A 21,952-nucleotide genomic window follows, 5' to 3' on the forward strand; every position below is an offset into this window, starting at 1 on the left:
AGAACGCGCGCTGCCCGCGTTCGGGATACCATGCAGAATACAACCGCCGACACCCCCGCGCCGGACCACAACGCGCCGGACAATGCGCCATGGGACATGATCGTGCAGTCCGGCCCGCTCATGATCACCGCGATCCACGCCGGGCACACGATCCGCAAATCGCTGCGCCCCTGGCTCGAACTGGGCGAGGTCGACCGCTTGCGCGAGGAGGACCCGCTCACCGATTTCTTCCTGTCGGCGGGCGACACGCTGTTTCGTGCCAATCGTTCGCGGTTCGAGTTCGACCTCAACCGTTCCGCCGACATGGCGGTGACGACCGATCCCGACGACACCTGGGGTCTCAAGGTCTGGAACCCGGACATGCCGCAGGCGGAAAAAGACGCCTCGCTCGCCCTTCACGCCGAATTCTACGCGGCGATCCGCGCCCGGATCGAGGCGATGATCGCCGAGCACGGGCGCATCCTCATCCTCGACCTCCACAGCTATAATCATCGGCGCGACGGGCCGGACGGCGAACCGGCGAGCCCTGCTGACAATCCCGACATCGACATCGGCGCGACGACGATGAACAAGGATGTGTATGGCGGCCTCCTCGACGGGTTCGTGAAAACGCTCCGCGCCGCGCCCCTGCGCGGGCGGGAGCCGCATGTCGCGGTCAATGTCCGGTGGGAGGATGGCGGCAATTTCCCCGAGACCATGCATGCCGAATATGGCGATGCGGCCTGCATCATGACGCTGGAGTTCAAGAAGGTGTTCATGGACGAATGGGGGCAGAGCGCCGATATCCTCGCGATGCAGGACCTGCGCGCAGGGTTCCTCGCCGCGGTGGAAAACGCACGCCATCACCTGTCCCAGATGACCCCGGCACAATGATGCATAGCGAGGCGAAAGAACGACGGGCCGCCGCATTGTGCGATGCCGCGATCGAGGTCGACAAGCGGCTCGCCGAAATGGACATGCGCATCGACTGGCTGACCCGGCTGACGCCTGTGAACATCGACGATATCGCGGTGGAGTTTCAGTCGTCCGGCTATCGCACCATGCCCGACAGCACCTATGGCGAGGGTCTCGTCGATGACGCGCCCGGATTTCGTAAAGCGCTGTTCGACCTCCCCGTGCGCGAAATCGCGAACCCGCGTGTGCAGGCGCTTCTCCTTGAAAAGCAGCGCGAACTCGACCGGCAGATCGAGCTTGTCCGGATGCGCGATTGCGACGGCTTCATCATGGCCAGCATCGACCTGTTCGGCCATGTCGACGAACAATTGCTCGACACGGCAACGCGCATTCTCGCCGACGTGCCCGTCATCCCACGCGATACCTCCGACGTCGATGCCGATTATGTCCGCGACGCCGCCGAGGCCGAAGTCGCGCGGTACAAGGCCGCCGACGAAAGCTTCGAATGCCGGGTCATCGTCGATGAAACGCCGGGCACCTCGCTCTACACCTCGATGGGCAATTTCCACATCGCCTTCGATTATCGCACCCATCGCGCGCGTGTCGCCCCGCTCATCCAACACGAGGTCGGCACCCATGTCGTGACCCGGCACAACGGGCGGATGCAACCGCTGCGCACGCTGGCGGGCGGGCTCGCCGATTATGACGAGTTGCAGGAAGGGATCGCCGTCCTCGCCGAATATCTCGCCGGCTATCTGCCCGCCGCGCGGCTGCGCCTGCTCGCCGCGCGGGTGGTCGCCGCCCATATGGCGGTGAAGGAAGAAAGCGGCCCGAACATCTACGCCTGCCTGACCGACGAACACGGCATCGGCAATGAAATGGCCTTCGACACCGCGGTCCGCGCGAAACGCGGCGGCGGGCTGACGAAAGATGCGCTTTATCTGAAAGGGCTGGCCGAATTGCTGGCCCATCTTCGCCACGGCGGCGATTTCGAGATCCTGTTCCTCGGCAAGTTCGCGTTGAAGCAATTGCCCACGCTCGAACATCTGCTGGACGAAGGGATCGTGCGCCGTCCCGCGATCCTGCCGACCTATGTGACCGATCCCCCCGCAATCGAACGACTGGCGCGGGTGCGAAACCTGTCGCTGGAATCCCTCTACCAGGAAAGACCCGAAACATGAGCGAGACCATTCGCATCGCCTTTGTCGTCAACGACCTGATGACCGAGCAGGACAATTACACCACCATCCGCCTCGCCCGCAAAGCGATCGCGCGCGGGCATCAGGTCGCCTTCGTCGGGCTGGGCAATTTCATCTACGACTGGGCCGATGGCATCTGCGCGATGGCGCATGTGAGCAAGAACGCGCAATTCGACACCGACAGCGAATATCTCGCCTATCTGCACGGCGGCGAACCCGACCGGCGGCGCATCGTGCTCAAGGACTGGGACATTCTCATGCTGCGCGGCGACCCGGCGGTGGAAATGGGCAAGCGCGACTGGGCACCGTCGTCCAGCCTGCTGTTCGCGCAGCTCGCCTCGCTCAACAACACCATCGTCCTCAACGATCCGAAACATTTGACCGACGCGGTCAACAAGACCTATTTCCAGAATTTTCCCGAGGAAATCCGCCCCGAAACCACAATCACCCGCGAACCGTCGGAAATCGAGCGCTTTCTCGACGCGCACGGCAACAAGGGCGTGATCAAGCCGCTGCAAGGTTCGGGCGGCCAGGGTGTCTTCATCATCAACGAGGAAAACCGCCAGAACCTCAACCAGATCGTCGAGGCGGTGATCCGCGACGGCTATGCCATCGTGCAGGAATATCTCCCCGCCGCCAGCGAGGGCGACCTGCGCATGATCACGCTGAACGGGCGGCCCCTGAAGGTGGACGACACCTACGCCTGCCTTCACCGCTTCAGCCAGACGGAGGATCACCGCTCCAACATCTCGGCCGGCGGCGGGGTGGAAATGGTGACCCCGCCCGATGCCGCGCTGCGCATCGCGGAGATCGTCGGGCCCAAACTCATCGACGATGGCATGTATCTGACCGGCCTCGACATCGCAGGCGACAAGATGATGGAGATCAATGTCGATACTCCGGGCGGTTTGAACTTCATCGAGGATATGAGCGAGGTGAATTTCTCCGGCGCGATCATCGACGACCTGGAGCGCAAGGTCCGGCTGCAGAAGCAATATGGCGGCACGCTGTCCAATCGCGAGCTTGCCGTGCTCTGACCCCCGCAAGAGCGCCGTTCATGCAAAAAGGGCCCCCGCCACCGTGGCGGGGGCCCTTTTTCATAGGCGCGAAAGATGCGGCGCGATCAATCGCCGTCGTCGTCGCTGAGCCTGCGTCCGGTGTCGAACACGCGCCGCTCGGCCAGCATCCTGAGCAGGCCATAGGTCATCGCCAGCAGCACCAGCGCGAAGGGCAGCCCGGTCACGATGGCGGCGGTCTGCAACGCGCCCATCCCGCCGCTCCACAACAGGGCACCGGCCAGCACGCCGATCGCCACCGCCCATGTCACGCGCGGGGTGAAGCCGGCCTCCTGATGCCCGCCCGATGCGATCATCGCCGTCACCAGCGCGCCCGAATCGGCCGAGGTCACGAAGAACGTCGCGACGATCACGATGGCGAGCCCCGAGGCGAGCTCGGACAGCGGATAATGGCTGAGGAAGGCGAACAATGCGTCGGGCATGCTGGCCGCGACCGCCTCCGACAATCCCCCGGCACCGAACAGCTCGATGTAAAGCGCGCTGTCGCCGAAGATCGTCATCCACGCAAAGGTGAACAGCGTCGGCACCAGCAGCACGCCGAGAATGAATTCGCGGATCGTGCGGCCATAGGAAATGCGCGCGATGAAGATCCCGACGAACGGCGACCAGCTGATCCACCAGGCGTAGTAGAAGATCGTCCAGCTGCCCTGCCATTCGCCGGCGGTATAGGTCTCGGTCCAGGTCGAGAGATAGACGAATTGTTGCAGGTAATAGCCGATATTCTGCACGAACCCGTCGAGCAGGAAGACCGTCGGCCCCGCGATCAGCACGAACAGCGCCAGCCCGACCGCGAGCGCCATGTTCACCTCCGACAGGATGCGGATCCCCTTGTCGAGGCCCATCGCGACCGAAATCGTGGCAAGCGCGGTGATGACCGCGATCAGGATCGCCTTCACCAGCCCCGTTTCCGGAAGGCCGGTGAGCAGGGCGAGCCCTGCGTTGATCTGCGACGCCCCGAAACCGAGCGAGGCGGCAACGCCGCACACCGTCGCCGTGATGGCCAGCACGTCGATCAGATCGACGAGGAAGGTCGGCATGCGCGGAAACGCTTCCTTCAGGAACGAGCCGATACTGAGCGTCAGTTCGCGATTGTAGCAGATATAGGCGAGCGACAGGCCGATGATGGCATAAATGCCCCACGCATGCAGGCCCCAGTGCAGAAAGGTCAGGCCCATCGCATGCTGCGCATTGCCGGCCAGCCCGCGCACCAGCGCCGCATCGGGGTCGGAAAACGCGCTCAACGGCGGGGCGGAAAAATGGAGCACGGGTTCGGCAACGCCGTAGAACAGGAGGCCGATGCCCATGCCTGCGCTGAACAGCATGGCGAACCAGCTCGGCAGCGAATATTGCGGCTTTGCCTTCACCCCGCCGAGCCGGACATTGCCGCGCCGCGTGAACGCGAGATAGCCGCAGGTGATCAGCATCACGTTCACGGTGAGCACGAGCAGCCAGCCGAAATTGCTCGTCGCCCATGCCTGCACCGCGTTGAACCGGTCCGCCGCATCGTCGGGATCGAGCACCGCCGCCGCGATCAGCGCGGAAATGGCCGCGATCGCACCGAAGAACACCGTTGGTTTGAAAGTGGCGGGTTTCGTATCCGCCGCGCCTGTGCCTGCCATAAAACCTGTCTTTCCAACTGTTCGGTCCGGATCCGGACGCGCGATGCGAACCGCCCCTCTATCGAAAAAGGGATGGTTCGTAAGCCGCAATGCGTGAATTCACGCGCTTTTAGGTGTGCGGATGCTCGGTGTGACGCCGCGGATAGGCGGTGTGTGTCGATTTTGCAACAACGATCAAAAACATGGCAAATGTTATGTTGCAACGGGTGGCCATCGCCCGGATCCTTCCCTAGCCGATCCCCATCGCGAGTGCGGACCACCTGCGCAATGCTGCGCCTCGTCCCTCGCGATCAATTCTGAACGCTGTGGCCAGTCGCGCCGCAGACCGCAAAAAACGGGGAAGAAAATATGTTCAAGCTGAGCAGCGGCGTGTCCGCTGGTGCGATGGCGATTGTGCTCGCGGTGCCGGCCATCGCGCAGGACGTGACCACGCCGACACCCAATCCGCCCGTACCCGCCTCCAAGGCGAAGCCGAAGCCCGCGCGACAGGGCGGCGTGACCGAGATCATCGTGACCGCGACGAAGCAGACCGAAAGCCTGCAGGACGTCGCCGTATCGGTGAACGCCATCGGTCAGGAAGAGCTTCAGAACCTGGGCGTCGCGACCTTCGACGATTACCTGGCGCAGCTTCCCAACGTGACCGCGGGCGGCAGCGGACCGGGGCAGAGCACGATCTACATTCGCGGCCTCGCCTCCACCACGCCGAACCTCACCACCGCGGGCGTCGCGGGCCTCGCGCCCAACGTGGCGATGTATCTCGATGAACAGCCGCTCTCGCAGCCGGGCCGCAATCTCGACGTTTATGCCGCCGATCTCGAACGGATCGAGGTGTTGTCCGGGCCGCAGGGCACCCTGTTCGGCGCAAGCTCGCAGGCGGGCGTCGTCCGGCTCATCACCAACAAGCCGCGCCTGTCCGGCTTCGACGCAGGGTTCAGTGCGGAAACCTCCTTCACCAAGGGCGGCGAAACCAGCTACAAGGCCGAGGCCATGCTCAACGTGCCGGTCACCGACCGGCTCGCATTGCGCGGCGTCGTCTATCTCGACGATCAGGGCGGCTATATCGACAATGTCGCGGGCACGCGTTCGGCCCGCGACAGCGCCCGTTTCCGCGCCGCCGGCACCCCGCGCGACAATGGCGTCCCCGTCAGCCCGCAGCGCGGCGGTTTCCAGGCCGGTGCCGATCTGTCGGGCGTGAATTTCATCGACGCCAACAATGACGGGCTGGTCGAGGAAAACTTCAACGACACGCAATATGCCGGTTTCCGGGCCAGCGCGCTTTACGAATTCACGCCCGACTGGCGCCTGACCGTCGCGCATACGCGGCAGAGCGTGGAATCGGACGGCGTGTTCTTCGCCGATCCCGAACTCGATCTCGACGATCTGGAGATTCAGCGGTTCGAGGATGACCGGCTGGAGGACGATTTCTCCAACACCGCATGGACGGTCGAGGGGCGGCTCGCCATGCTCGACATCGTCTACACCGGTGCCTACACCGACCGCGAGACCGCGCAGCGCATCGATTACACCGATTACCTGTTCGCGGGGCAATATCTGCCTTACTACATCTGCGACGGTTCGGTATCCTACCCCGGTGCCAACGCGCCGTCGGGCACGTGCCAGGCCCCCAACCTGTATGTCACGTCCGACACCTCGGCCAAGACCTTCACGCAGGAATTCCGCGTCAGCACGCCGCAGGAAAACCGCCTGCGCGGCACGGCGGGCGTGTTCTACTCCGATCTCACGCTCAAGGAACGCAACGACTACACCTATCCGGGCAGCGAGATGATCGACCTGTTCGGCGGGTCGTTCCCGGACAATTTCCCCTTCCCCGGCGCGTATCAGTCGGACGCAGGCCCGTTCCCCTATGGCGTGATCTTCCGCAACGATGTGAAGCGCACGGACGAACAGTTCGGCCTGTTCGGCGAGGCGTCGTTCGACATCATTCCCGATGTTCTCACCATCACCGGCGGCGCGCGCTACTATGACGTGTCGGTCGGGTTCGCGGGCACGGCCAATTCCTCCTTCTGCAACAGCAGCGGGACGGATGAAAACGCGTTCGGCACGAACCTGTCCGACCTTTACGACGGCGACGGGCAATATACCTTCATCGGCAGCTGCAGCGAAGACCTGCGGCAGACGTTCAACGCCGGCGACAGCGTCGAGGACATCATGAACGCCGGGCTTTCGGCCACGCAGGCGCAGCAGGTGTTCAACGCCCTTTCCGCGCCGGACGAAGCGCGCGCGAAGGGCACGATCTTCAAGGGAACGCTGACCTACACGCCGACCGAGGACCTGCTGTTCTACGCCACCTATTCCGAAGGGTTCCGTCCCGGCCTGCTCAACCGGCCCGGCGGCGCGCAGGGTCCGAACGGCTTCACCGTGCCGTTCGAACTCGACACCGACGAGGTGCAGAATTACGAGATCGGCTGGAAGATGGAGCTTCTGAACCGCGAACTGCGCTTCAACGGCAGCGCCTTCTACGTCGACATCAGCCGGTTGCAGACGACGATCTTCGACCCCAGCATCACCAATCTGTTCTTCTCCGACAATGCGGCGAACGCGGAAATCTGGGGTGTCGAGGGCGATCTGACCTATGCGCCCTATGCGGTGCCGGGGCTGACCGTGGCGGGAGCGTTCTCCTTCCTCGATACCGAGATTACCGAGGTGCTCACCCCGACCGACGACGTGCAGACAGGCGAACCGCTGGCCTACGCCCCCGGTTTCCAGGGCAATCTGCGCGCGCGTTACGAATGGGATCTCAACAGCGAGCTGACCGCCCATGTCATGCCGCAGATGCGCTACTCGGCGTCGAAATACACCGACATCATCCTGATCAACCGCCTGGAACTCGACAGCTATACGACGTTCGGGGCGACGGCGGGCGTAACCAACGGGACGTGGTCGGCGGAATTGTTCGGTGAGAACCTGACCGATACGCGGGCCGAGATCGCGGGCAATTTCTACTACGATCGCGCCCGGATCACGACGAACCGGCCGTTGACGGTCGGCCTGCGCGTGTCCTTCGATTACTGAGGATGACGCGGCCTTGACAGGCGCATGGGCGGCGGGGCGGCTTCGGGCCTGCCCCGCCGCTTTGCATTTGGGAGCAGTCGGTGGCACGGGATGCAGGCGATGACCGACGATAACAACACGATGAAACAGGCGCAGGACGCGCTGCGCGAGGGGCGCTTTGCCGACGGGCTGGCGCTGGCGCGCGCGGTGCTCGATGGGGGGGAGAACGCCGATGCGCTCTACGCCGCCGCGGTCGCTGCGCGCTATCTCGGCGACTATGCGAGCGCGGAGGAGTATCTCGCCCGGCTGCACACCGCGTCGCCCGAATACGGGCGCGGCTGGCAGGAGCAGGGACATCTCGCCCGCGCGCAGGGGCAAGCGGAGCGCGCGCGCGATGCCTATGGCCGGGCGTGCCGGTTCAACCCCTATCTCGATGCCGCGTGGAGAGCGCAGGCCGAATTGCTGACCGCCGCCGGGAAACCGGGCGAGGCGGCGCAGGCCATGGCGCAGGCGGAGCGGCTGCGCGCCCTGCCCCGCGAGCTGGTCGCGGTGGGGCATCACCTGCACGAAGGGCGCCTGCTCCGGGCCGAGGAGATCTGCCGCCATTATCTGCGCCGCCATCCCCGCGACGTGGAGGCGATGCGCCTGCTCGCCGAAATCGGCAGCCGGCTGGGCATTGTCGACGACGCGGAATTCCTGCTTGAAAGCGCGGTCGCCTTTGCGCCCGACAACGTGCAATTGCGGCTCGATTATATCGCCTCCCTGCGCAAGCGGCAGAAATTCGCCCGCGCGCGGGAGGAGGCCGAGGCGCTTTACCGCACCGACCCCGACAACCCGCTGTTTCAGTCGCACCTCGCGATCGAGGCGATGCAGACCGGCGATTACGAGCAGGCGTTCGACCTGTTCGATGCCGTGCTGGCGCGGCTTCCGGGCGATCCCGCCACGCTGACTTCGCGCGGGCATGCGCTGAAAACCCGGGGGCGACAGGAGGATGCGGTCGCATCCTATCGCGCGGCCATCGCCGCCGCGCCCGCACATGGCGATGCGTGGTATGCGCTCGCCAATTTGAAGACGTGGCGGTTCGACGATGCCGACCGGGCGGAGATGGCCGCGCTCCTGCGCCGCGGCGACTTGGCGTTCATGGACCGGGTCCACCTCGAATTCGCGATGGCGAAGGCGGCGGAGGATGCAGGGGACTACGACACCGCCTTTGCCCATTATGCCGCCGGCAACGACCTCAAACGCCGGCAGACCCGCTATGACCCGGACCGGATGAGCGAGGAGCTGAACCGGCAGAAAGCGGCGTGCACGCCCGAACTGTTCTCCGCCCATGAAAAGAGCGGCGATCCCGCGCCCGATCCCATTTTCATCGTCGGCCTGCCGCGTGCGGGTTCGACCTTGCTGGAACAGATTCTCGCCTCGCACTCGATGGTGGACGGGACGATGGAGCTGCCCGATATCCTCGCGCTCGCCCACCGGTTGCGCGGGCGGCGGGCCGGGCAATCGCGCTACCCCGAAATCCTGCATGAATTGCGCGATGAACAATTCGCCAAATTCGGCCATGACTATATCGAGAACACCCGCATCCATCGTCAGGGGGCGCCGTTCTTCATCGACAAGATGCCGAACAATTTCCGGCATGTCGGGCTGATCCATCTCATCCTGCCGAACGCAAAAATCCTCGATGCGCGCCGGGCGCCGATGGATTGCTGCTTTTCGGGGTTCAAGCAGCTCTTCGCCGAAGGGCAGGAATTCACCTACGGCCTGACCGAAATCGGGCGCTATTACCGCGATTACGTCGATCTCATGGCGCATTGGGACGAGGTGCTGCCGGGCCGGGTCCTGCGCGTGCAGCACGAGGATGTTCTGGACGATCTGGAGGGGCAGGTGCGCCGCATGCTCGACCATTGCGGCCTGCCCTTCGAAGAGGCCTGCCTCGATTTCCATCGCACCGACCGGGCCGTCCGCACGGCGAGTTCGGAACAGGTGCGCCGCCCGATCAATCGTTCGGGGGTCGATGCGTGGAAACCCTTCGAACCCTGGCTCGGCGAACTCAGGGCCGCGCTTACTCCTCGATAAACTCGCTTTCCTCCGAAAACGGCTCCAGCGCGGCGGACATGGGCGAGGTACGCGGCAGGATCTGATACGGCTGCTGCTGATCGTTGGGGACGGCCTCGCTGCGGAAGATGCGCCAGATCGCGAACACCATCGCGGCGCCGATGACCCCGGCGATGAAGAGGTACAGCCCCGCCGGCCCGATCATCTGCATGGCGAGCGACCCCGCGATCGGCCCCGCCGCCGCCCCCGCCGAATAGACGAGGATCAGACCGCCGCTCGCGCTCAACTGCTCCTCCTCGGTGAGGCGGTCATTGGTATGCGCCACGCATAGCGGGTAGAGCGCGAACACCATCCCGCCCAGCAGCGCACCCGCCAGCGCCATCGCCCACACGACCGCGCCCGCCACCGCCAAGGCGACCGCCGCCAGCGCCCCGCCCACCGTCGCGACCAGGATCACGAGCCGGCGATCGAACCGGTCGGAGAGATGACCCATCGGATATTGCAGCGCGACCCCGCCCGCGATCACCGCGCTGATGAAAAAGGTGATGTTGCCGATGGCGAGCCCCGATTGCCGCCCCGCAACCGCGGCCAAGCCATAGAACGCCCCAAGCGCCAGCCCCGTCGCCCCCACGCCCACCAGCCCGAGCGGCGACGCGCGGAACAAGGCGGGCAGCGCGATGTGGCTCTGCGCCTCGATATCCGGGCTCGCGATGCGGGTCAGTGCGACCGGGATCACGGCGAGCGATACCAGCACCGACGACACCACGAAGGGCAGCATCGGCGACCCTTCGAGATTGACGAAGAACTGCCCCGCCGCCTGCCCGGAATAGAGCGCGATCATGTAGGCGGCGAGGATCGTACCCCGCGTTTCCACCGTCGCGCGCCGGTTGAGCCAGCTTTCGATGCACAGATACACGCCCGCGATGCAAAGCCCGTCGACAAAGCGCAGCACGATCCACAGCACCAGGTTCGGAAAAATCGCATAGGTCAGCGTGCTCGCTGAGAGCAGCGACACCACCGCCCCGAAGGCGCGAATATGCCCGACCCGCGCGACCAGCCCGCCCATGCGGAACGAGCCCGCCGTCAGCCCCGCGAAATAGGCCGTCGTGAGCAAGGCGATGAACGGCGCGGACACGCCCGCCGCCTCCAGCCGGATGGACAGCAGCGTGCCGACAAAACCATTGCCCAGCATCAGCAGCGCCACCGCGATCAGCAGGCTTCCGACGGCCTTCACCGGTTCGAATTGTCGCATCGATCTGCTCCTTTGCGGTCGAACCCGGCACCTGGCCGCGGCGGCCATGCGATACGCGCATGCGAATCACCTCGTCCGCGCGCAGGGCGCCCTAGTCGCAAGTGACCGCCACGTATAGCAAAAGCGGGACAGGCACCGACCGGCGGGGCCGAAGCCGCGGTTCAGGCGGGCGCGAACACCACCGGCGCGTCGCCCGGCGCCCATGGCTTGCGCTTTGTCATGATCCCGGCGAACAGGTCCGATTCCAGATGGCCGTTCAACCATTCGCGCAGATGCGGCACCGGGGCATCGGCGAACCATGCGCGGTCCACCGCGGCAAATTGCCGGACGAAGGGAAAGATCGCGGCGTCCACGATCCCGCGCGCATGGCCGCAAAGCTGCGCGGCTTGCGACAGGCGGGCGTCGAGATCGCGCAGGAACCGCATCCCCGCCGCGCGATGGGCGAGCGGATCGGACCCGTGCCGTTCGGGATATTTATAACGGTCGAGATCATGCTTGAAACCGCCGTCATTCGCCGCGATCAGCGCGGGATCGTCGCGGTCGAGCCATCCTTCGGGATCGTTTCTGGCCAGTGCGGCGCGCATGATGTCGATGCTTTCGTCGACGACCGTCCCGTCGGCCATGACCAGCACCGGCACGGTTCCCTTTGCCGACGCGGCGAGCAGCGCATCGGGCTTCGCACTCAGCTTCACCTCCCGCAATTCGCAGCGCGTTCCCGTCACCATCAGCGCGAGGCGCGCCCGCATCGCATAGGGGCACCGCCGAAAGCTGTAGAGCACCGGCAGACCGGTTTCGCCGCCATGCGCATTCATCGTTCAGCCTCCCCCATGCTTGCCCCGACGTGAGCGCGCCCCTGCGCCGCGGCGAGCGTTTCCTGGCGGTGGCGTTCGCGCGCCGAGGCTTTCTGCGCCTCGGTCCGCGCGGCGTGGCAGGCGGGGCAGGACACCCCTTCCTCGAACAGGGGCGAGTGCAGATCCGCCGCCGCGACCGGCTCCCGGCACGCATGACACAGCGCATGGGTGCCCACCGACAGCCCGTGGCCGACCGCGACGCGCTGGTCGAAGACGAAGCACTCGCCTTGCCACAGGCTCTGCGCCGCGGGGACCGTCTCGAGATAGCGCAGGATGCCGCCCTTGAGATGGTGGACGTCCTCCACCCCTTCGCTTTTCAAGAACGCGGTCGATTTTTCGCAGCGGATTCCGCCGGTGCAGAACATCGCGACCCGCGGCGCCTTCCCCTCACCCAGCAGGCGGTCGCGCTCCTGTCGGAACCAGTCGGGAAAATCACGGAAACTCGCCGTTTTCGGGTCGATCGCACCCTCGAACGTGCCGATGCGGACCTCGTAATCGTTGCGCGTGTCGATCACGATCGTGTCGGGATCGCGGATGAGCGCGTTCCAATCCTCCGGCTCGACATAGGTGCCGACGCTCGTGCGCGGGTCGATGTCTGCCTGTCCCATGGTGACGATCTCGCGCTTGATCCGCACCTTCATCCGGTGGAACGGCATGGTGGGCGCGGCGGAATATTTCACGTCGAGCGCGGCGCAATCGGGCAGGCTGCGAATATGGCGCAGCACCGCGTCGATCCCCGCGTCCGTGCCGGCGATGGTGCCGTTGATCCCCTCCGGCGCGAGGAGGAGCGTGCCGTGAATGCCCTCTGCCCGGCACAGGTCGAGCAGCGGCGCACGCAGCGTTTCGCAATCCTCGAACCGGGCAAAGCGGTAGAGCGCGGCCACGCGGACGGGCGGCGTAGCGGGCGCGGAGGGATCGGCACGGTCGGTCGGCAGGCAAGCATCGGTCATGCGCGCAGTCCCTAGCCGCAATCGCGCCGCGCGTCAGCATCCGATCCGCCAATTCCGGCATCGGGCGCCGATCCGGGCTCAGCATCCGGCTCCTCATCAGGCCCCGCCAGCACATCGCCCAATGCCCGCACCGCGGCCGAACCCGCCACCCGCCCCATCGTCTCCCTCTCCGCCACGAGGCCGACGCGCCGCCGCATCGCGAACCCGTCGAGCGGGACCAGCCGCAAACCCGGCGCCGCGTGGCACGCCGGCATCACCGTCATGCCCAGCCCCGCCCGCACCAGCGCGGCGGCGGTTTCGTCGTTCGTCGTGCGCGACGCCATGAAGGGGCGGATGCCGGCCTGCGTGAAGAAACGGCTCGTTTCGGGCAGCACCTCGCACCAGCGGCGCACGATCATCGGTTCGCGCACCAGCTCGTCCGCCGTGACCTTCGCCCGGTCCGCCAGCGGATGATCCTCCGCCATGGCGAGGAGATACGGCTCCTCGAATAAGTCGCGCAGGCACAGCGCATCGTCCGGCACCGGCCCCGCGACGAGATCAAGCCGCCCGCGCCGCAGGCTCTGCATCAGGTCGCGCATGCGGCCATGCGCCACCTCGATCCGGATGGCGTCCTCGGCACGCAGCGCGGCGCCAACCGCCCGCCCGCTCAGCGTCGCCGGCAGGGTCGAGGCGATGCCGATGCGGATGAGCATGGAGGGCGCATCGTCCGCCGCACCGCGTTCGGCCGCGGCGAATTCCCGCTCGATCAGCCGGGCATGGTGCATGAAGCGTGTGCCCGCCGTCGTAAGCTCGACCCGGCGATTGTTCCGCTCGAACAGGACCGTGCCGAGCAGCCGTTCCAGCTTGGCAATGCCGGAGGACAGCGTAGGCTGTGACACCTGCGCAGCGGCGGCTGCCGCCGAAAACGTCCCCTGTTCGACCACGGCAAGGAAATAGCGCACGAGATAGCGTTCGATCATAGACCAGACCTATCGTATCAATAAGGCCGTATCAATTGCATCCGCCCGCCCCATGGGATTAGAACGCATCCAACACGAGATCCGAGAGGAAACCCATGACCCCCCAGTTCGAGTTCGATATAGACGAGAATGCGCGGATGATCCGCGACACGGTGCAACGGTTCGCCCGCGAACAGATCGAACCGCTCGCCGCGAAGATCGACGCGGAGGACAGCTTCCCCCGCGCGCTATGGCCGCAGATGGGCGAACTTGGCCTCCACGGCATGACCGTGCCGGAGGAATTCGGCGGGCTGGGGCTCGGCTATCTGCACCATGTCATCGCGTGCGAGGAGGTGAGCCGGGCATCCGCGTCGGTCGGCCTGTCCTATGGCGCGCATTCCAACCTTTGCGTCAATCAGATCGCGCGGTGGGGCAATGATGCGCAAAAGGCGAAATTCCTGCCGAAACTGGTCAGCGGGGAGCATGTCGGCTCGCTCGCGATGAGCGAGACGAACGCAGGCTCCGACGTGGTGTCGATGAAGCTGAAGGCGGACAGGGCCGACGGGGGCTGGACCCTCAACGGCAACAAGTTCTGGATCACCAACGCGCCTTATGCCGACACGCTCGTCGTCTATGCCAAGACGGACATGGACGCGGGCGCGAAGGGGATCACCGCCTTCCTGATCGAGAAGGACTTCGACGGGTTCTCCATCGGTCAGAAGATCGACAAGATGGGGATGCGCGGCTCGCCCACGGCCGAGCTCGTGTTCGACGATTGCTTCGTGCCCGACGACAACGTCATGGGCGGCATCGGCGAAGGGGTGAAGGTGCTGATGAGCGGGCTCGATTACGAGCGCGTCGTATTGTCGGGCATCCAGCTCGGCATCATGCAGGCCTGCCTCGACGTGGTGCTCCCCTATCTTCGCGAGCGTCAGCAGTTCGGCAAGCCCATCGGCGAGTTTCAGCTCATGCAGGCGAAGATCGCGGACATGTATGTCGCGCTGCAATCGGCGCGGGCCTATGTCTATGCCGTGGCGAAGGCGTGCGACGCGGGGCGCACGACGCGCTTCGACGCGGCAGGCGCGATCCTGCTGTCGAGCGAGAACGCCTTTCGCGTCGCGAACGAGGCGGTGCAGGCGATGGGCGGCGCTGGCTATACCAAGGACTGGCCGGTGGAGCGTTTCCTGCGCGATGCGAAACTGCTCGACATCGGGGCGGGCACCAATGAAATCCGGCGCATGCTGATCGGGCGGGAGCTGATGAAATCATGAGCGGCCCTGTCCTTACCTCGACCCTCGACATGGCGAGCCCGGAGGCCCGGCAACGCGCCGCGCACAACCGAAGCCTCGCCGAAGAGCTGTGCAGCCACGTCGCGGCCGCCGCGCTGGGCGGAAGTGAAAAGCATCGCGAGCGCCACGTGTCGCGCGGCAAGCTGCTCGCCCGCGACCGAGTGGAGCGGCTGCTCGACCCCGGTGCGCCCTTCCTCGAAATCGGGCAGCTCGCCGCGCATAACATGTACGAAGGTGACGTGGCGGGTGCGGGCATGATCGCCGGCGTCGGGCAGGTTGCCGGACGCTGGGTCATGATTGCCGCCAACGATCCCACGGTGAAGGGCGGCAGCTACTATCCCATGACGGTGAAGAAGCATTTGCGCGCGCAGGAAATCGCCCGCGAAAATCGTCTCCCGTGCATCTACCTCGTCGACAGCGGCGGCGCGAACCTCCCCTATCAGGCGGAGGTCTTTCCCGACCGCGACCATTTCGGGCGCATCTTCTACAACCAGGCGCAGATGAGCGGCATGGGCATCCCGCAGATCGCCTGCGTCATGGGAAGCTGCACGGCGGGCGGCGCCTATGTCCCCGCCATGTCCGACGAAACGGTGATCGTGCGCGAACAGGGCACGATCTTCCTCGCCGGGCCGCCATTGGTCAAGGCCGCCACGGGCGAGGAGATCAGTGCGGAGGATCTGGGCGGCGGCGACCTGCATGCGCGCAAATCGGGCGTGGCCGACCACCTCGCCGAAAACGACGATCATGCGCTCACCCTCGTGCGCGACATCGTCAGCCACCTGGGCGTGAACAACCCCGCCCCGCTCGCGTTTCAGGAACCGCGCGAACCCAAATTCGATGCCGAGGATCTCTACGCCCTGATCCCCGACGACGTGCGCGCCCCCTATGACGTGCACGAGGTGATCGCCCGGATTGTCGACGGAAGCGAATTCCACGAGTTCAAGCCGCTCTATGGCAATACGCTGGTCTGCGGGTTTGCGCATGTCATGGGCATGCCGGTCGCGATCCTCGCCAACAATGGCGTATTGTTCAGCGAAAGCGCACAGAAGGGCGCGCATTTCATCGAACTCGCCTGTCAAAGGCGCGTGCCGCTCCTCTTCCTGCAGAACATCTCCGGCTTCATGGTCGGCGGGAAATACGAGGCGGAGGGCATCGCCAAACACGGCGCGAAACTCGTCACCGCGGTCGCCTGCGCGCAGGTGCCGAAGATCACCGTCGTCATCGGCGGCAGCTTTGGCGCGGGCAATTACGGCATGTGCGGCCGGGCGTATCAACCGCGCTTCATGTTCACCTGGCCCAATGCGCGCATCTCGGTCATGGGCGGCGAACAGGCGGCGAGCGTGCTCGCCACCGTGCATCGCGACGCCGACAACTGGAGCGAGGAGGAGGCCGAGGCGTTCAAGGCCCCCATCCGCGAGAAATACGAAACCGAGGGCAATCCCTATTACGCGACGGCGCGATTGTGGGACGATGGCGTCATCGACCCTGCGCAAACGCGCGAGGTGATCGCTCTGTCCCTTTCGGCCAGCCTCGAGGCGCCGATCCCCGACCATGCGCCCTTCGGCGTGTTCAGGATGTGATCTGACATGATGAAATCCCTTCTCATCGCCAATCGCGGCGAAATCGCATGCCGGATCATCCGCACCGCCCGCGCCATGGGCATCCGCACGGTCGCGGTCCATTCCGATGCCGATGCCGGGTCGCCCCACGTGCGCATGGCGGACGAGGCCGTGCATATCGGCCCCTCGCCGGCCAATGAAAGCTACCTTGTCGGCGAGCGTATCATCGCCGCGGCGAAGGATACGGGCGCCGAGGCGATCCATCCCGGCTATGGCTTCCTGTCCGAAAACGCAGGCTTTGCGCAGGCGGTCATCGATGCGGGGCTGATCTGGGTCGGGCCGAAACCGTCGAGCATCGACGCCATGGGCCTGAAGGATGCGGCCAAGAAGCTGATGCGGGAGGCCGGCGTGCCGGTCACGCCCGGTTACGACGGCGCGGATCAGTCGGCGCAGCGGTTGAAGGAGGAAGCGGACAAGATCGGCTATCCCATGCTGATCAAGGCGGTCGCGGGCGGCGGCGGCAAGGGCATGCGCAAGGTCGACGATGCGGCCGATTTCGACGCGGCGCTGCAATCCTGCCGGCGGGAGGCCAGCGCGAGCTTTTCCAATGACGAGGTCCTGCTCGAAAAATGGATGACCGCGCCGCGCCATATCGAGGTGCAGGTGTTCGGCGATTCGCACGGCAATGTCGTCCATCTGTTCGAGCGTGACTGCTCGCTTCAACGCCGCCATCAAAAGGTGATCGAGGAAGCGCCCGCCCCCGGCATGGACGAGGCCACCCGCGCCGAGATCTGCGCCGCTGCCGTGCGCGCGGCCAAGGCCGTCGATTACGAGGGTGCTGGCACCATCGAATTCATCGCCGATACCAGCGACGGCCTGCGCGCCGATCGCATCTTCTTCATGGAGATGAACACCAGGCTTCAGGTCGAACACCCGGTGACCGAGGAAATCACGGGCGTCGATCTCGTCGAATGGCAATTGCGCGTCGCGGCGGGCGAACCGATCCCCTTGGCGCAGGACGACCTGTCCATCGACGGCCACGCGATCGAGGCGCGCCTCTATGCCGAGGATCCCGCCACTGGCTTCCTGCCCAGCACGGGACGGCTCGAACACCTGTGGTTCGGCGATGCGGACCGGATCGAAACCGGGGTCGAGGAAGGGGGCGAGGTGTCGCCGTTCTACGACCCGATGGTGGCCAAGGTCGTGTGCCATGGCGACACGCGGGAGGAGGCGATCGACGCCCTCGCCCTCGCCCTGTCGCAGACGGAGGTGTTCCCGGTGCGCACCAATGCCGGGTTCCTGGTGCGTGCATTGAACGATGCGGATTTCCGGGCTGCCGATCTCGACACCGGCTTCATCGCGGACCGGGGCGATGCGCTGATCCCCGCGGGCGAGCCGGACGATGCCGACTGGCTCGTGGCGGCGCGCATTGCGGCGGAGGATGACGATGGCGAACCGATGCTGTCGGGCTTCCGGCTCAACCGGGGAACCCGGCGCGCGGTCACGCTGTCGTTCAAGGGCGACGTGCGCACCATCGACCTCGCCCATGCGGATGACGAAACCGTGTGGGTGGGCGAGGACGACGACGATTTCGACTTCGCCGACGATGTCGCGGCCGAAGCGGTGGTGTCGGGCTATCGCGATGCGGGGCGCGTCGTGCTCTTCAACGCCGGAACCGCCTATGCCTTCGATACCGCCATTCGCGGGACCGGCGCGGCGGCGGCGGGCGACGGGGCGATCCTCGCGCCGATGCCGGGCAAGGTGCTGTCCGTCGACGTGGCCGAGGGCGATAGCGTGACCGCGGGCCAACGGCTCATGGTACTCGAAGCGATGAAGATGGAGCATGCTCTCACCGCGCCGTTCGACGGGACGGTCGCGGAATTGTCCGCGAGCGAAGGCGCGCAGGTGCAGGTGGAGGCCGTGCTGGCCCGGATTGAAAAGGGGGACGATTGATGGCGGGCCGCTTTTTCGACGAATGGGCCATCGGCGACCGCATCGCCCATGACATTCGCCGCACGGTGACGGAGACGGACAACCTGCTCTTCACCACCATGACCCATAATCCGCAGCCGCTCCACCTCGATGCCGAGGCCGCGAAGGAGAGCGAGTTCGGCCGGATCCTCGTCAATGGCACGTTTACATTTGCGTTGATGGTGGGGCTTTCGGTCGGCGACACGACGCTGGGCACGCTGGTGGCGAATCTCGGCTATGACGCGTTGGTGCATCCCAAACCGGTGTTCATCGGCGATACGGTGCGGGCGGAGACGGAGGTCCATGACTTGCGCGAATCGAAATCGCGGCCCGATTCAGGGATCGTCACCTTTCGCCACGAACTCATCAATCAACGGGACGAGATCGTCTGCCGTTGCCTGCGCTCGGCGCTGCTCCGCAAGAAAGCGTGAGCGGGCGGGCGGATGGCGGAGCGAACGCCGCCGCCGCCCTATCCCCGCCCGCGATAGGATGCGACGCCCTGTTCCGGCGCCCACAGCCCGTCCGGCACCGGCCCGCTCTGCCAGAACACGTCGATGGGAATGCCGCCGCGCGGATACCAATACCCGCCGATGCGCAGCCATGCAGGCTTCATCTCGTCGAAAAGCCGCTGTCCGATGCCGACGGTGACATCCTCGTGAAAGCCGCAGTGGTTGCGGAACGATGCCAGAAAAAGCTTGAGCGATTTCGATTCCACGATGGTCTCGCCCGGCGCGTAATCGATGACGAGATGCGCGAAATCGGGCTGTGACGTGACGGGGCACAGCGAGGTGAATTCCGGCGCGGCAAAGCGCACCATGTAAAGCGCGCCCGTCCGCGGATTGGGCACGTAGTCGAGCACCGCCTCCTCCGGCGAGGCGGGAAGCGCGCTGCTCTGCCCCAGGTGCAGCGGGGCGTTTTGCGGATGATCGTTCGATGTGTCGGCCATGTCCGCCCTTTGCACCGGGCCGCGCCGATGCTCAAGCCCTCCCGCACGCCGAACGGTCCATGCGCCGCCATGCCGATGGACAGCAGGGGGTCCCGCCTTGTAGCCTGTGCCGCAGGGCCGCATCCGGCGGCATCCAGAGGAGCAGAACGCATGGACATGCTGATCACGACCGAATGGCTGGCCGAACGGCTGGGTGAGGACGATCTTCGCGTGCTCGACGCGAGCTATCACATGGGCGGCACCGGGCGCGACCCGGCGACGGAGTTCGACGCGCTCCACATTCCGGGCGCCGGGTTCATGGACCTTGCCGCGCTGTCCGACCGCGATGCCGAATTCGACAACACGATACCCCCGGCACAACATTTCGAACGCGGGATGCGCGCGCTGGGCATATCGGCGGACACGCACGTCGTGCTTTACGACAATTCGCCGCTCCATTCCGCGATGCGCGGCTGGTTTCTGATGCGGTTGTTCGGCCATGCCCGTGTCGCCGTGCTCGACGGGGGGCTGCACCGCTGGAACATGCAGGGGCGTGGCATTGAGCGGGGCACGGCGAAAGCCTGCCCGTCCGGCGATTTCATGGCACGGCTCGACGAAACGATGCTCCGCGACAAGCAGAGCATGCTCGACAATCTCGATAGCCGTGCCGCGCAAATCGTCGATGCCCGCAGCGCCGCCCGGTTCACAGGACAGGACCCCGAACCGCGCGAGGACGTCGCATCCGGCCATATCCCGCGTGCGAAGAACGTGCCCATCGGCATGCTGTTCGAAGGGGACGGGCGGATGAAGGACATGACCGAGATACAGGGCGTGTTCCAGGCCGCCGGGCTCGATCTCGAAAAGCCGTTCGTAACGAGCTGCGGTTCGGGCGTGACGGCGGCGGTGCTGTCCTTTGCGCTGGAATTGCTCGGCACGAAGGACGTATCGCTTTACGACGGAAGCTGGGCGGAATGGGGGAGCAGTCCCGACACGCCCAAGGCGAAGGGGCTGGCCTGATCTTGGCAAAGGATACCGAATACAGGACCGCGACCCGGCTCGTGGAGGCCGGCCGGAAATCCGCCTATACCAGCGTGCCGGGGCTTGCCGGGGGGGTCGTCAATCCGCCCGTCTGGCGCGCGAGCACGCATCTTTACGAGGATACCGCCGCGCTCGCCGCCGGGCCGAAGACGAACGAGGATGGCCGGTTTTTCTACGGCCGGCGCGGCGGGCCGACGCAATGGGCTTTGGCGGAGGCGCTGACCGCGCTGGAGCCGGGGGCGGCGGGGACCATGCTCTACCCCTCCGGCGTGGCGGCGATCGCGGGTGCGCTGCTTGCCGTGCTGCGGCCGGGCGACAGGCTGCTCATCACCGACAATGCCTATGACCCGAGCCGGAACCTGGGCCTGGGGCTTTTGAAGACGTTTGGCGTGACGACGCAATTCTTCGACCCGCTCGACCATGCAGCCTTTGCCGAGGCGTGCGGCGAAGGAGTCGCGGCGGTCCTGCTCGAAAATCCGGGCAGCCTGACGATGGAGGTGTGCGACGTGCCCGCGCTCGCGCACATCGCGCATGACCATGATGCGGTCGTGCTGATCGACAACACATGGGCCGGGCCGACGGGATTCGCCGCCCTGCCGCATGGTTGCGACGGATCGATCCTTGCGCTCACGAAACATGTGGGCGGGCATTCCGATCTCATGATGGGGTCGGTGACGGCGAACGAACGCCTCTATCCCCGGATCCGCCGCACGGCGCAGGCACTGGGCCACGTGGTGTCGCCCGACGATGCGGCGCTGGCGCTGCGCGGGCTTCGCACGCTCGACCTCAGGCTGCGGCAGCAGGCGGCCTCGGCCCTGCGCATCGCGCAATGGCTGGCCGCGCGGGACGAGGTCGCCGCCGTGCTGTGCCCGATGATGGAGGGCGCGCCGGGGCACGATCTGTGGTCGCGCGACTTTACCGGGGGCTGCGGGCTGTTCAGCTTTGTCCTCAAGGGCCGGGACGCCGCCGCGCGCGCCCGCTTCATCGACGCGCTGTCCCTGTTCGGCATCGGCTATAGCTGGGGCGGGTATGAAAGCCTTGCCCTCCCGGTGGATCCGCGCGCGAACCGCTCCGTCCGTCCGTGGCCGCCGGCCGGGATGGGCGAGGACGATACGCTGGCGATCCGGCTGTCGATCGGGCTGGAGGATACAGGCGACCTCATCGCCGACCTTGCGAATGGTTTTGCCGCGATGGAGAACGCCTGATGTCCGGCAATCCGCTCGCGGTTCCCACCCCCATTCCCACGCCGACGGACATGCCCGCTGGCGCCGATGCGACCGCCGATGAAACGGTCATGGAAACGGCCACCGCCGTCAGCCGC

The 21,952-nt window shown here is 65.7% G+C and carries 17 protein-coding genes; 11 read left to right on the top strand and 6 right to left on the bottom strand.

The genetic code is table 11. The annotated features are described in order from the left end of the window. The first annotated feature begins 30 nt into the window (after positions 1-30). The 3 genes from Q0897_RS05975 to Q0897_RS05985 are packed head-to-tail and all read left to right on the top strand — an operon-like array spanning position 31 to position 3,130. Positions 31-873: an N-formylglutamate amidohydrolase gene (locus Q0897_RS05975; RefSeq protein WP_299308230.1), complete on the top strand. Its 843-nt coding sequence runs from the start codon at positions 31-33 to the stop codon at positions 871-873. Beyond that, positions 870-2,075, top strand: a complete 1,206-nt coding sequence (locus tag Q0897_RS05980) for a tyrosine/phenylalanine carboxypeptidase domain-containing protein (RefSeq protein ID WP_299308232.1) — start codon at positions 870-872, stop codon at positions 2,073-2,075. The genes Q0897_RS05975 and Q0897_RS05980 overlap by 4 nt, the downstream gene beginning before the upstream one ends. Then, positions 2,072-3,130: a glutathione synthase gene (locus Q0897_RS05985; RefSeq protein WP_299308233.1), complete on the top strand. Its 1,059-nt coding sequence runs from the start codon at positions 2,072-2,074 to the stop codon at positions 3,128-3,130. The genes Q0897_RS05980 and Q0897_RS05985 overlap by 4 nt, the downstream gene beginning before the upstream one ends. 86 nt (positions 3,131-3,216) lie before the next feature. Here Q0897_RS05985 and Q0897_RS05990 read toward each other — a convergent pair whose 3' ends face one another. Then, positions 3,217-4,788 carry a BCCT family transporter gene (locus Q0897_RS05990; RefSeq protein WP_299308235.1) on the bottom strand — a complete coding sequence of 524 codons (1,572 nt, stop codon included), beginning with the start codon at positions 4,786-4,788 and terminating at the stop codon, positions 3,217-3,219. 348 nt (positions 4,789-5,136) lie between these two features. On the opposite strand from Q0897_RS05990, the gene Q0897_RS05995 reads away from it, so the two are divergent. Continuing rightward, on the top strand, positions 5,137-7,821 hold the full coding sequence (locus Q0897_RS05995; RefSeq protein WP_299308237.1) for a TonB-dependent receptor: 2,685 nt from the start codon (positions 5,137-5,139) through the stop codon (positions 7,819-7,821). Positions 7,822-7,920: 99 nt separating this feature from the next. Then, positions 7,921-9,879: a tetratricopeptide repeat-containing sulfotransferase family protein gene (locus tag Q0897_RS06000; protein ID WP_299308238.1), complete on the top strand. Its 1,959-nt coding sequence runs from the start codon at positions 7,921-7,923 to the stop codon at positions 9,877-9,879. Here Q0897_RS06000 and Q0897_RS06005 read toward each other — a convergent pair. From Q0897_RS06005 to Q0897_RS06020, 4 genes are all read right to left on the bottom strand, one after another. After that, positions 9,866-11,110, bottom strand: coding sequence for an MFS transporter (locus Q0897_RS06005; protein ID WP_299308239.1), 1,245 nt, complete (start codon positions 11,108-11,110; stop codon positions 9,866-9,868). The genes Q0897_RS06000 and Q0897_RS06005 overlap by 14 nt on opposite strands. A gap of 161 nt (positions 11,111-11,271) precedes the next feature. Then, on the bottom strand, positions 11,272-11,922 hold the full coding sequence (locus Q0897_RS06010; RefSeq protein WP_299308241.1) for a glutathione S-transferase: 651 nt from the start codon (positions 11,920-11,922) through the stop codon (positions 11,272-11,274). Further along, positions 11,919-12,911, bottom strand: a complete 993-nt coding sequence (locus Q0897_RS06015; protein WP_299308242.1) for a rhodanese-related sulfurtransferase — start codon at positions 12,909-12,911, stop codon at positions 11,919-11,921. Before Q0897_RS06015 ends, Q0897_RS06010 begins: the two co-directional genes overlap by 4 nt. A gap of 11 nt (positions 12,912-12,922) precedes the next feature. Continuing rightward, positions 12,923-13,870: a LysR family transcriptional regulator gene (locus tag Q0897_RS06020; protein WP_299308243.1), complete on the bottom strand. Its 948-nt coding sequence runs from the start codon at positions 13,868-13,870 to the stop codon at positions 12,923-12,925. Positions 13,871-13,965: 95 nt separating this feature from the next. Between Q0897_RS06020 and Q0897_RS06025 the strand changes: the two genes are divergently transcribed. From Q0897_RS06025 to Q0897_RS06040, 4 genes are read left to right on the top strand one after another with little or no spacing between them, the layout of a single operon-like run. After that, positions 13,966-15,120 (top strand): isovaleryl-CoA dehydrogenase, encoded by a 1,155-nt coding sequence (locus Q0897_RS06025; RefSeq protein WP_299308244.1) that lies wholly within the window; start codon positions 13,966-13,968, stop codon positions 15,118-15,120. Further along, positions 15,117-16,718 (top strand): carboxyl transferase domain-containing protein, encoded by a 1,602-nt coding sequence (locus tag Q0897_RS06030; protein ID WP_299308246.1) that lies wholly within the window; start codon positions 15,117-15,119, stop codon positions 16,716-16,718. The genes Q0897_RS06025 and Q0897_RS06030 overlap by 4 nt, the downstream gene beginning before the upstream one ends. 6 nt (positions 16,719-16,724) lie before the next feature. After that, positions 16,725-18,650: an acetyl/propionyl/methylcrotonyl-CoA carboxylase subunit alpha gene (locus Q0897_RS06035; RefSeq protein ID WP_299308247.1), complete on the top strand. Its 1,926-nt coding sequence runs from the start codon at positions 16,725-16,727 to the stop codon at positions 18,648-18,650. Next, positions 18,650-19,099 carry a MaoC family dehydratase gene (locus tag Q0897_RS06040; RefSeq protein WP_299308249.1) on the top strand — a complete coding sequence of 150 codons (450 nt, stop codon included), beginning with the start codon at positions 18,650-18,652 and terminating at the stop codon, positions 19,097-19,099. Before Q0897_RS06035 ends, Q0897_RS06040 begins: the two co-directional genes overlap by 1 nt. Positions 19,100-19,137: 38 nt before the next feature. On the opposite strand, the gene queF is transcribed toward Q0897_RS06040, so the two are convergent. Next, positions 19,138-19,614: a preQ(1) synthase gene (gene queF, locus Q0897_RS06045; protein WP_299308250.1), complete on the bottom strand. Its 477-nt coding sequence runs from the start codon at positions 19,612-19,614 to the stop codon at positions 19,138-19,140. Between the two features lie 150 nt (positions 19,615-19,764). Between queF and sseA the strand changes: the two genes are divergently transcribed. Continuing rightward, positions 19,765-20,610 carry a 3-mercaptopyruvate sulfurtransferase gene (gene sseA / locus Q0897_RS06050; protein ID WP_299308251.1) on the top strand — a complete coding sequence of 282 codons (846 nt, stop codon included), beginning with the start codon at positions 19,765-19,767 and terminating at the stop codon, positions 20,608-20,610. Between the two features lie 2 nt (positions 20,611-20,612). Beyond that, a complete protein-coding gene (gene metC, locus Q0897_RS06055) occupies positions 20,613-21,836 on the top strand; it encodes a cystathionine beta-lyase (RefSeq protein ID WP_299308253.1) in 1,224 nt (407 codons plus the stop codon). Positions 21,837-21,952 lie beyond the last annotated feature (116 nt).

This window comes from uncultured Croceicoccus sp. (genome assembly GCF_947496385.1).
In the GTDB taxonomy this organism is placed as follows: domain Bacteria; phylum Pseudomonadota; class Alphaproteobacteria; order Sphingomonadales; family Sphingomonadaceae; genus Croceicoccus.

Coding starts and splice junctions, on each gene's coding strand:
- Q0897_RS05975 (WP_299308230.1), top strand. CDS start 31: ATGCAGAATACAACCGCCGACACCCCCGCGCCGGACCACAACGCGCCG.
- Q0897_RS06010 (WP_299308241.1), bottom strand. CDS start 11,922: ATGAATGCGCATGGCGGCGAAACCGGTCTGCCGGTGCTCTACAGCTTT.
- Q0897_RS05980 (WP_299308232.1), top strand. CDS start 870: ATGATGCATAGCGAGGCGAAAGAACGACGGGCCGCCGCATTGTGCGAT.
- queF (WP_299308250.1), bottom strand. CDS start 19,614: ATGGCCGACACATCGAACGATCATCCGCAAAACGCCCCGCTGCACCTG.
- Q0897_RS06030 (WP_299308246.1), top strand. CDS start 15,117: ATGAGCGGCCCTGTCCTTACCTCGACCCTCGACATGGCGAGCCCGGAG.
- Q0897_RS06000 (WP_299308238.1), top strand. CDS start 7,921: ATGACCGACGATAACAACACGATGAAACAGGCGCAGGACGCGCTGCGC.
- Q0897_RS06025 (WP_299308244.1), top strand. CDS start 13,966: ATGACCCCCCAGTTCGAGTTCGATATAGACGAGAATGCGCGGATGATC.
- Q0897_RS06040 (WP_299308249.1), top strand. CDS start 18,650: ATGGCGGGCCGCTTTTTCGACGAATGGGCCATCGGCGACCGCATCGCC.
- Q0897_RS06005 (WP_299308239.1), bottom strand. CDS start 11,110: ATGCGACAATTCGAACCGGTGAAGGCCGTCGGAAGCCTGCTGATCGCG.
- Q0897_RS06035 (WP_299308247.1), top strand. CDS start 16,725: ATGATGAAATCCCTTCTCATCGCCAATCGCGGCGAAATCGCATGCCGG.
- Q0897_RS05995 (WP_299308237.1), top strand. CDS start 5,137: ATGTTCAAGCTGAGCAGCGGCGTGTCCGCTGGTGCGATGGCGATTGTG.
- Q0897_RS05985 (WP_299308233.1), top strand. CDS start 2,072: ATGAGCGAGACCATTCGCATCGCCTTTGTCGTCAACGACCTGATGACC.
- Q0897_RS06015 (WP_299308242.1), bottom strand. CDS start 12,911: ATGACCGATGCTTGCCTGCCGACCGACCGTGCCGATCCCTCCGCGCCC.
- sseA (WP_299308251.1), top strand. CDS start 19,765: ATGGACATGCTGATCACGACCGAATGGCTGGCCGAACGGCTGGGTGAG.
- Q0897_RS05990 (WP_299308235.1), bottom strand. CDS start 4,788: ATGGCAGGCACAGGCGCGGCGGATACGAAACCCGCCACTTTCAAACCA.
- Q0897_RS06020 (WP_299308243.1), bottom strand. CDS start 13,870: ATGATCGAACGCTATCTCGTGCGCTATTTCCTTGCCGTGGTCGAACAG.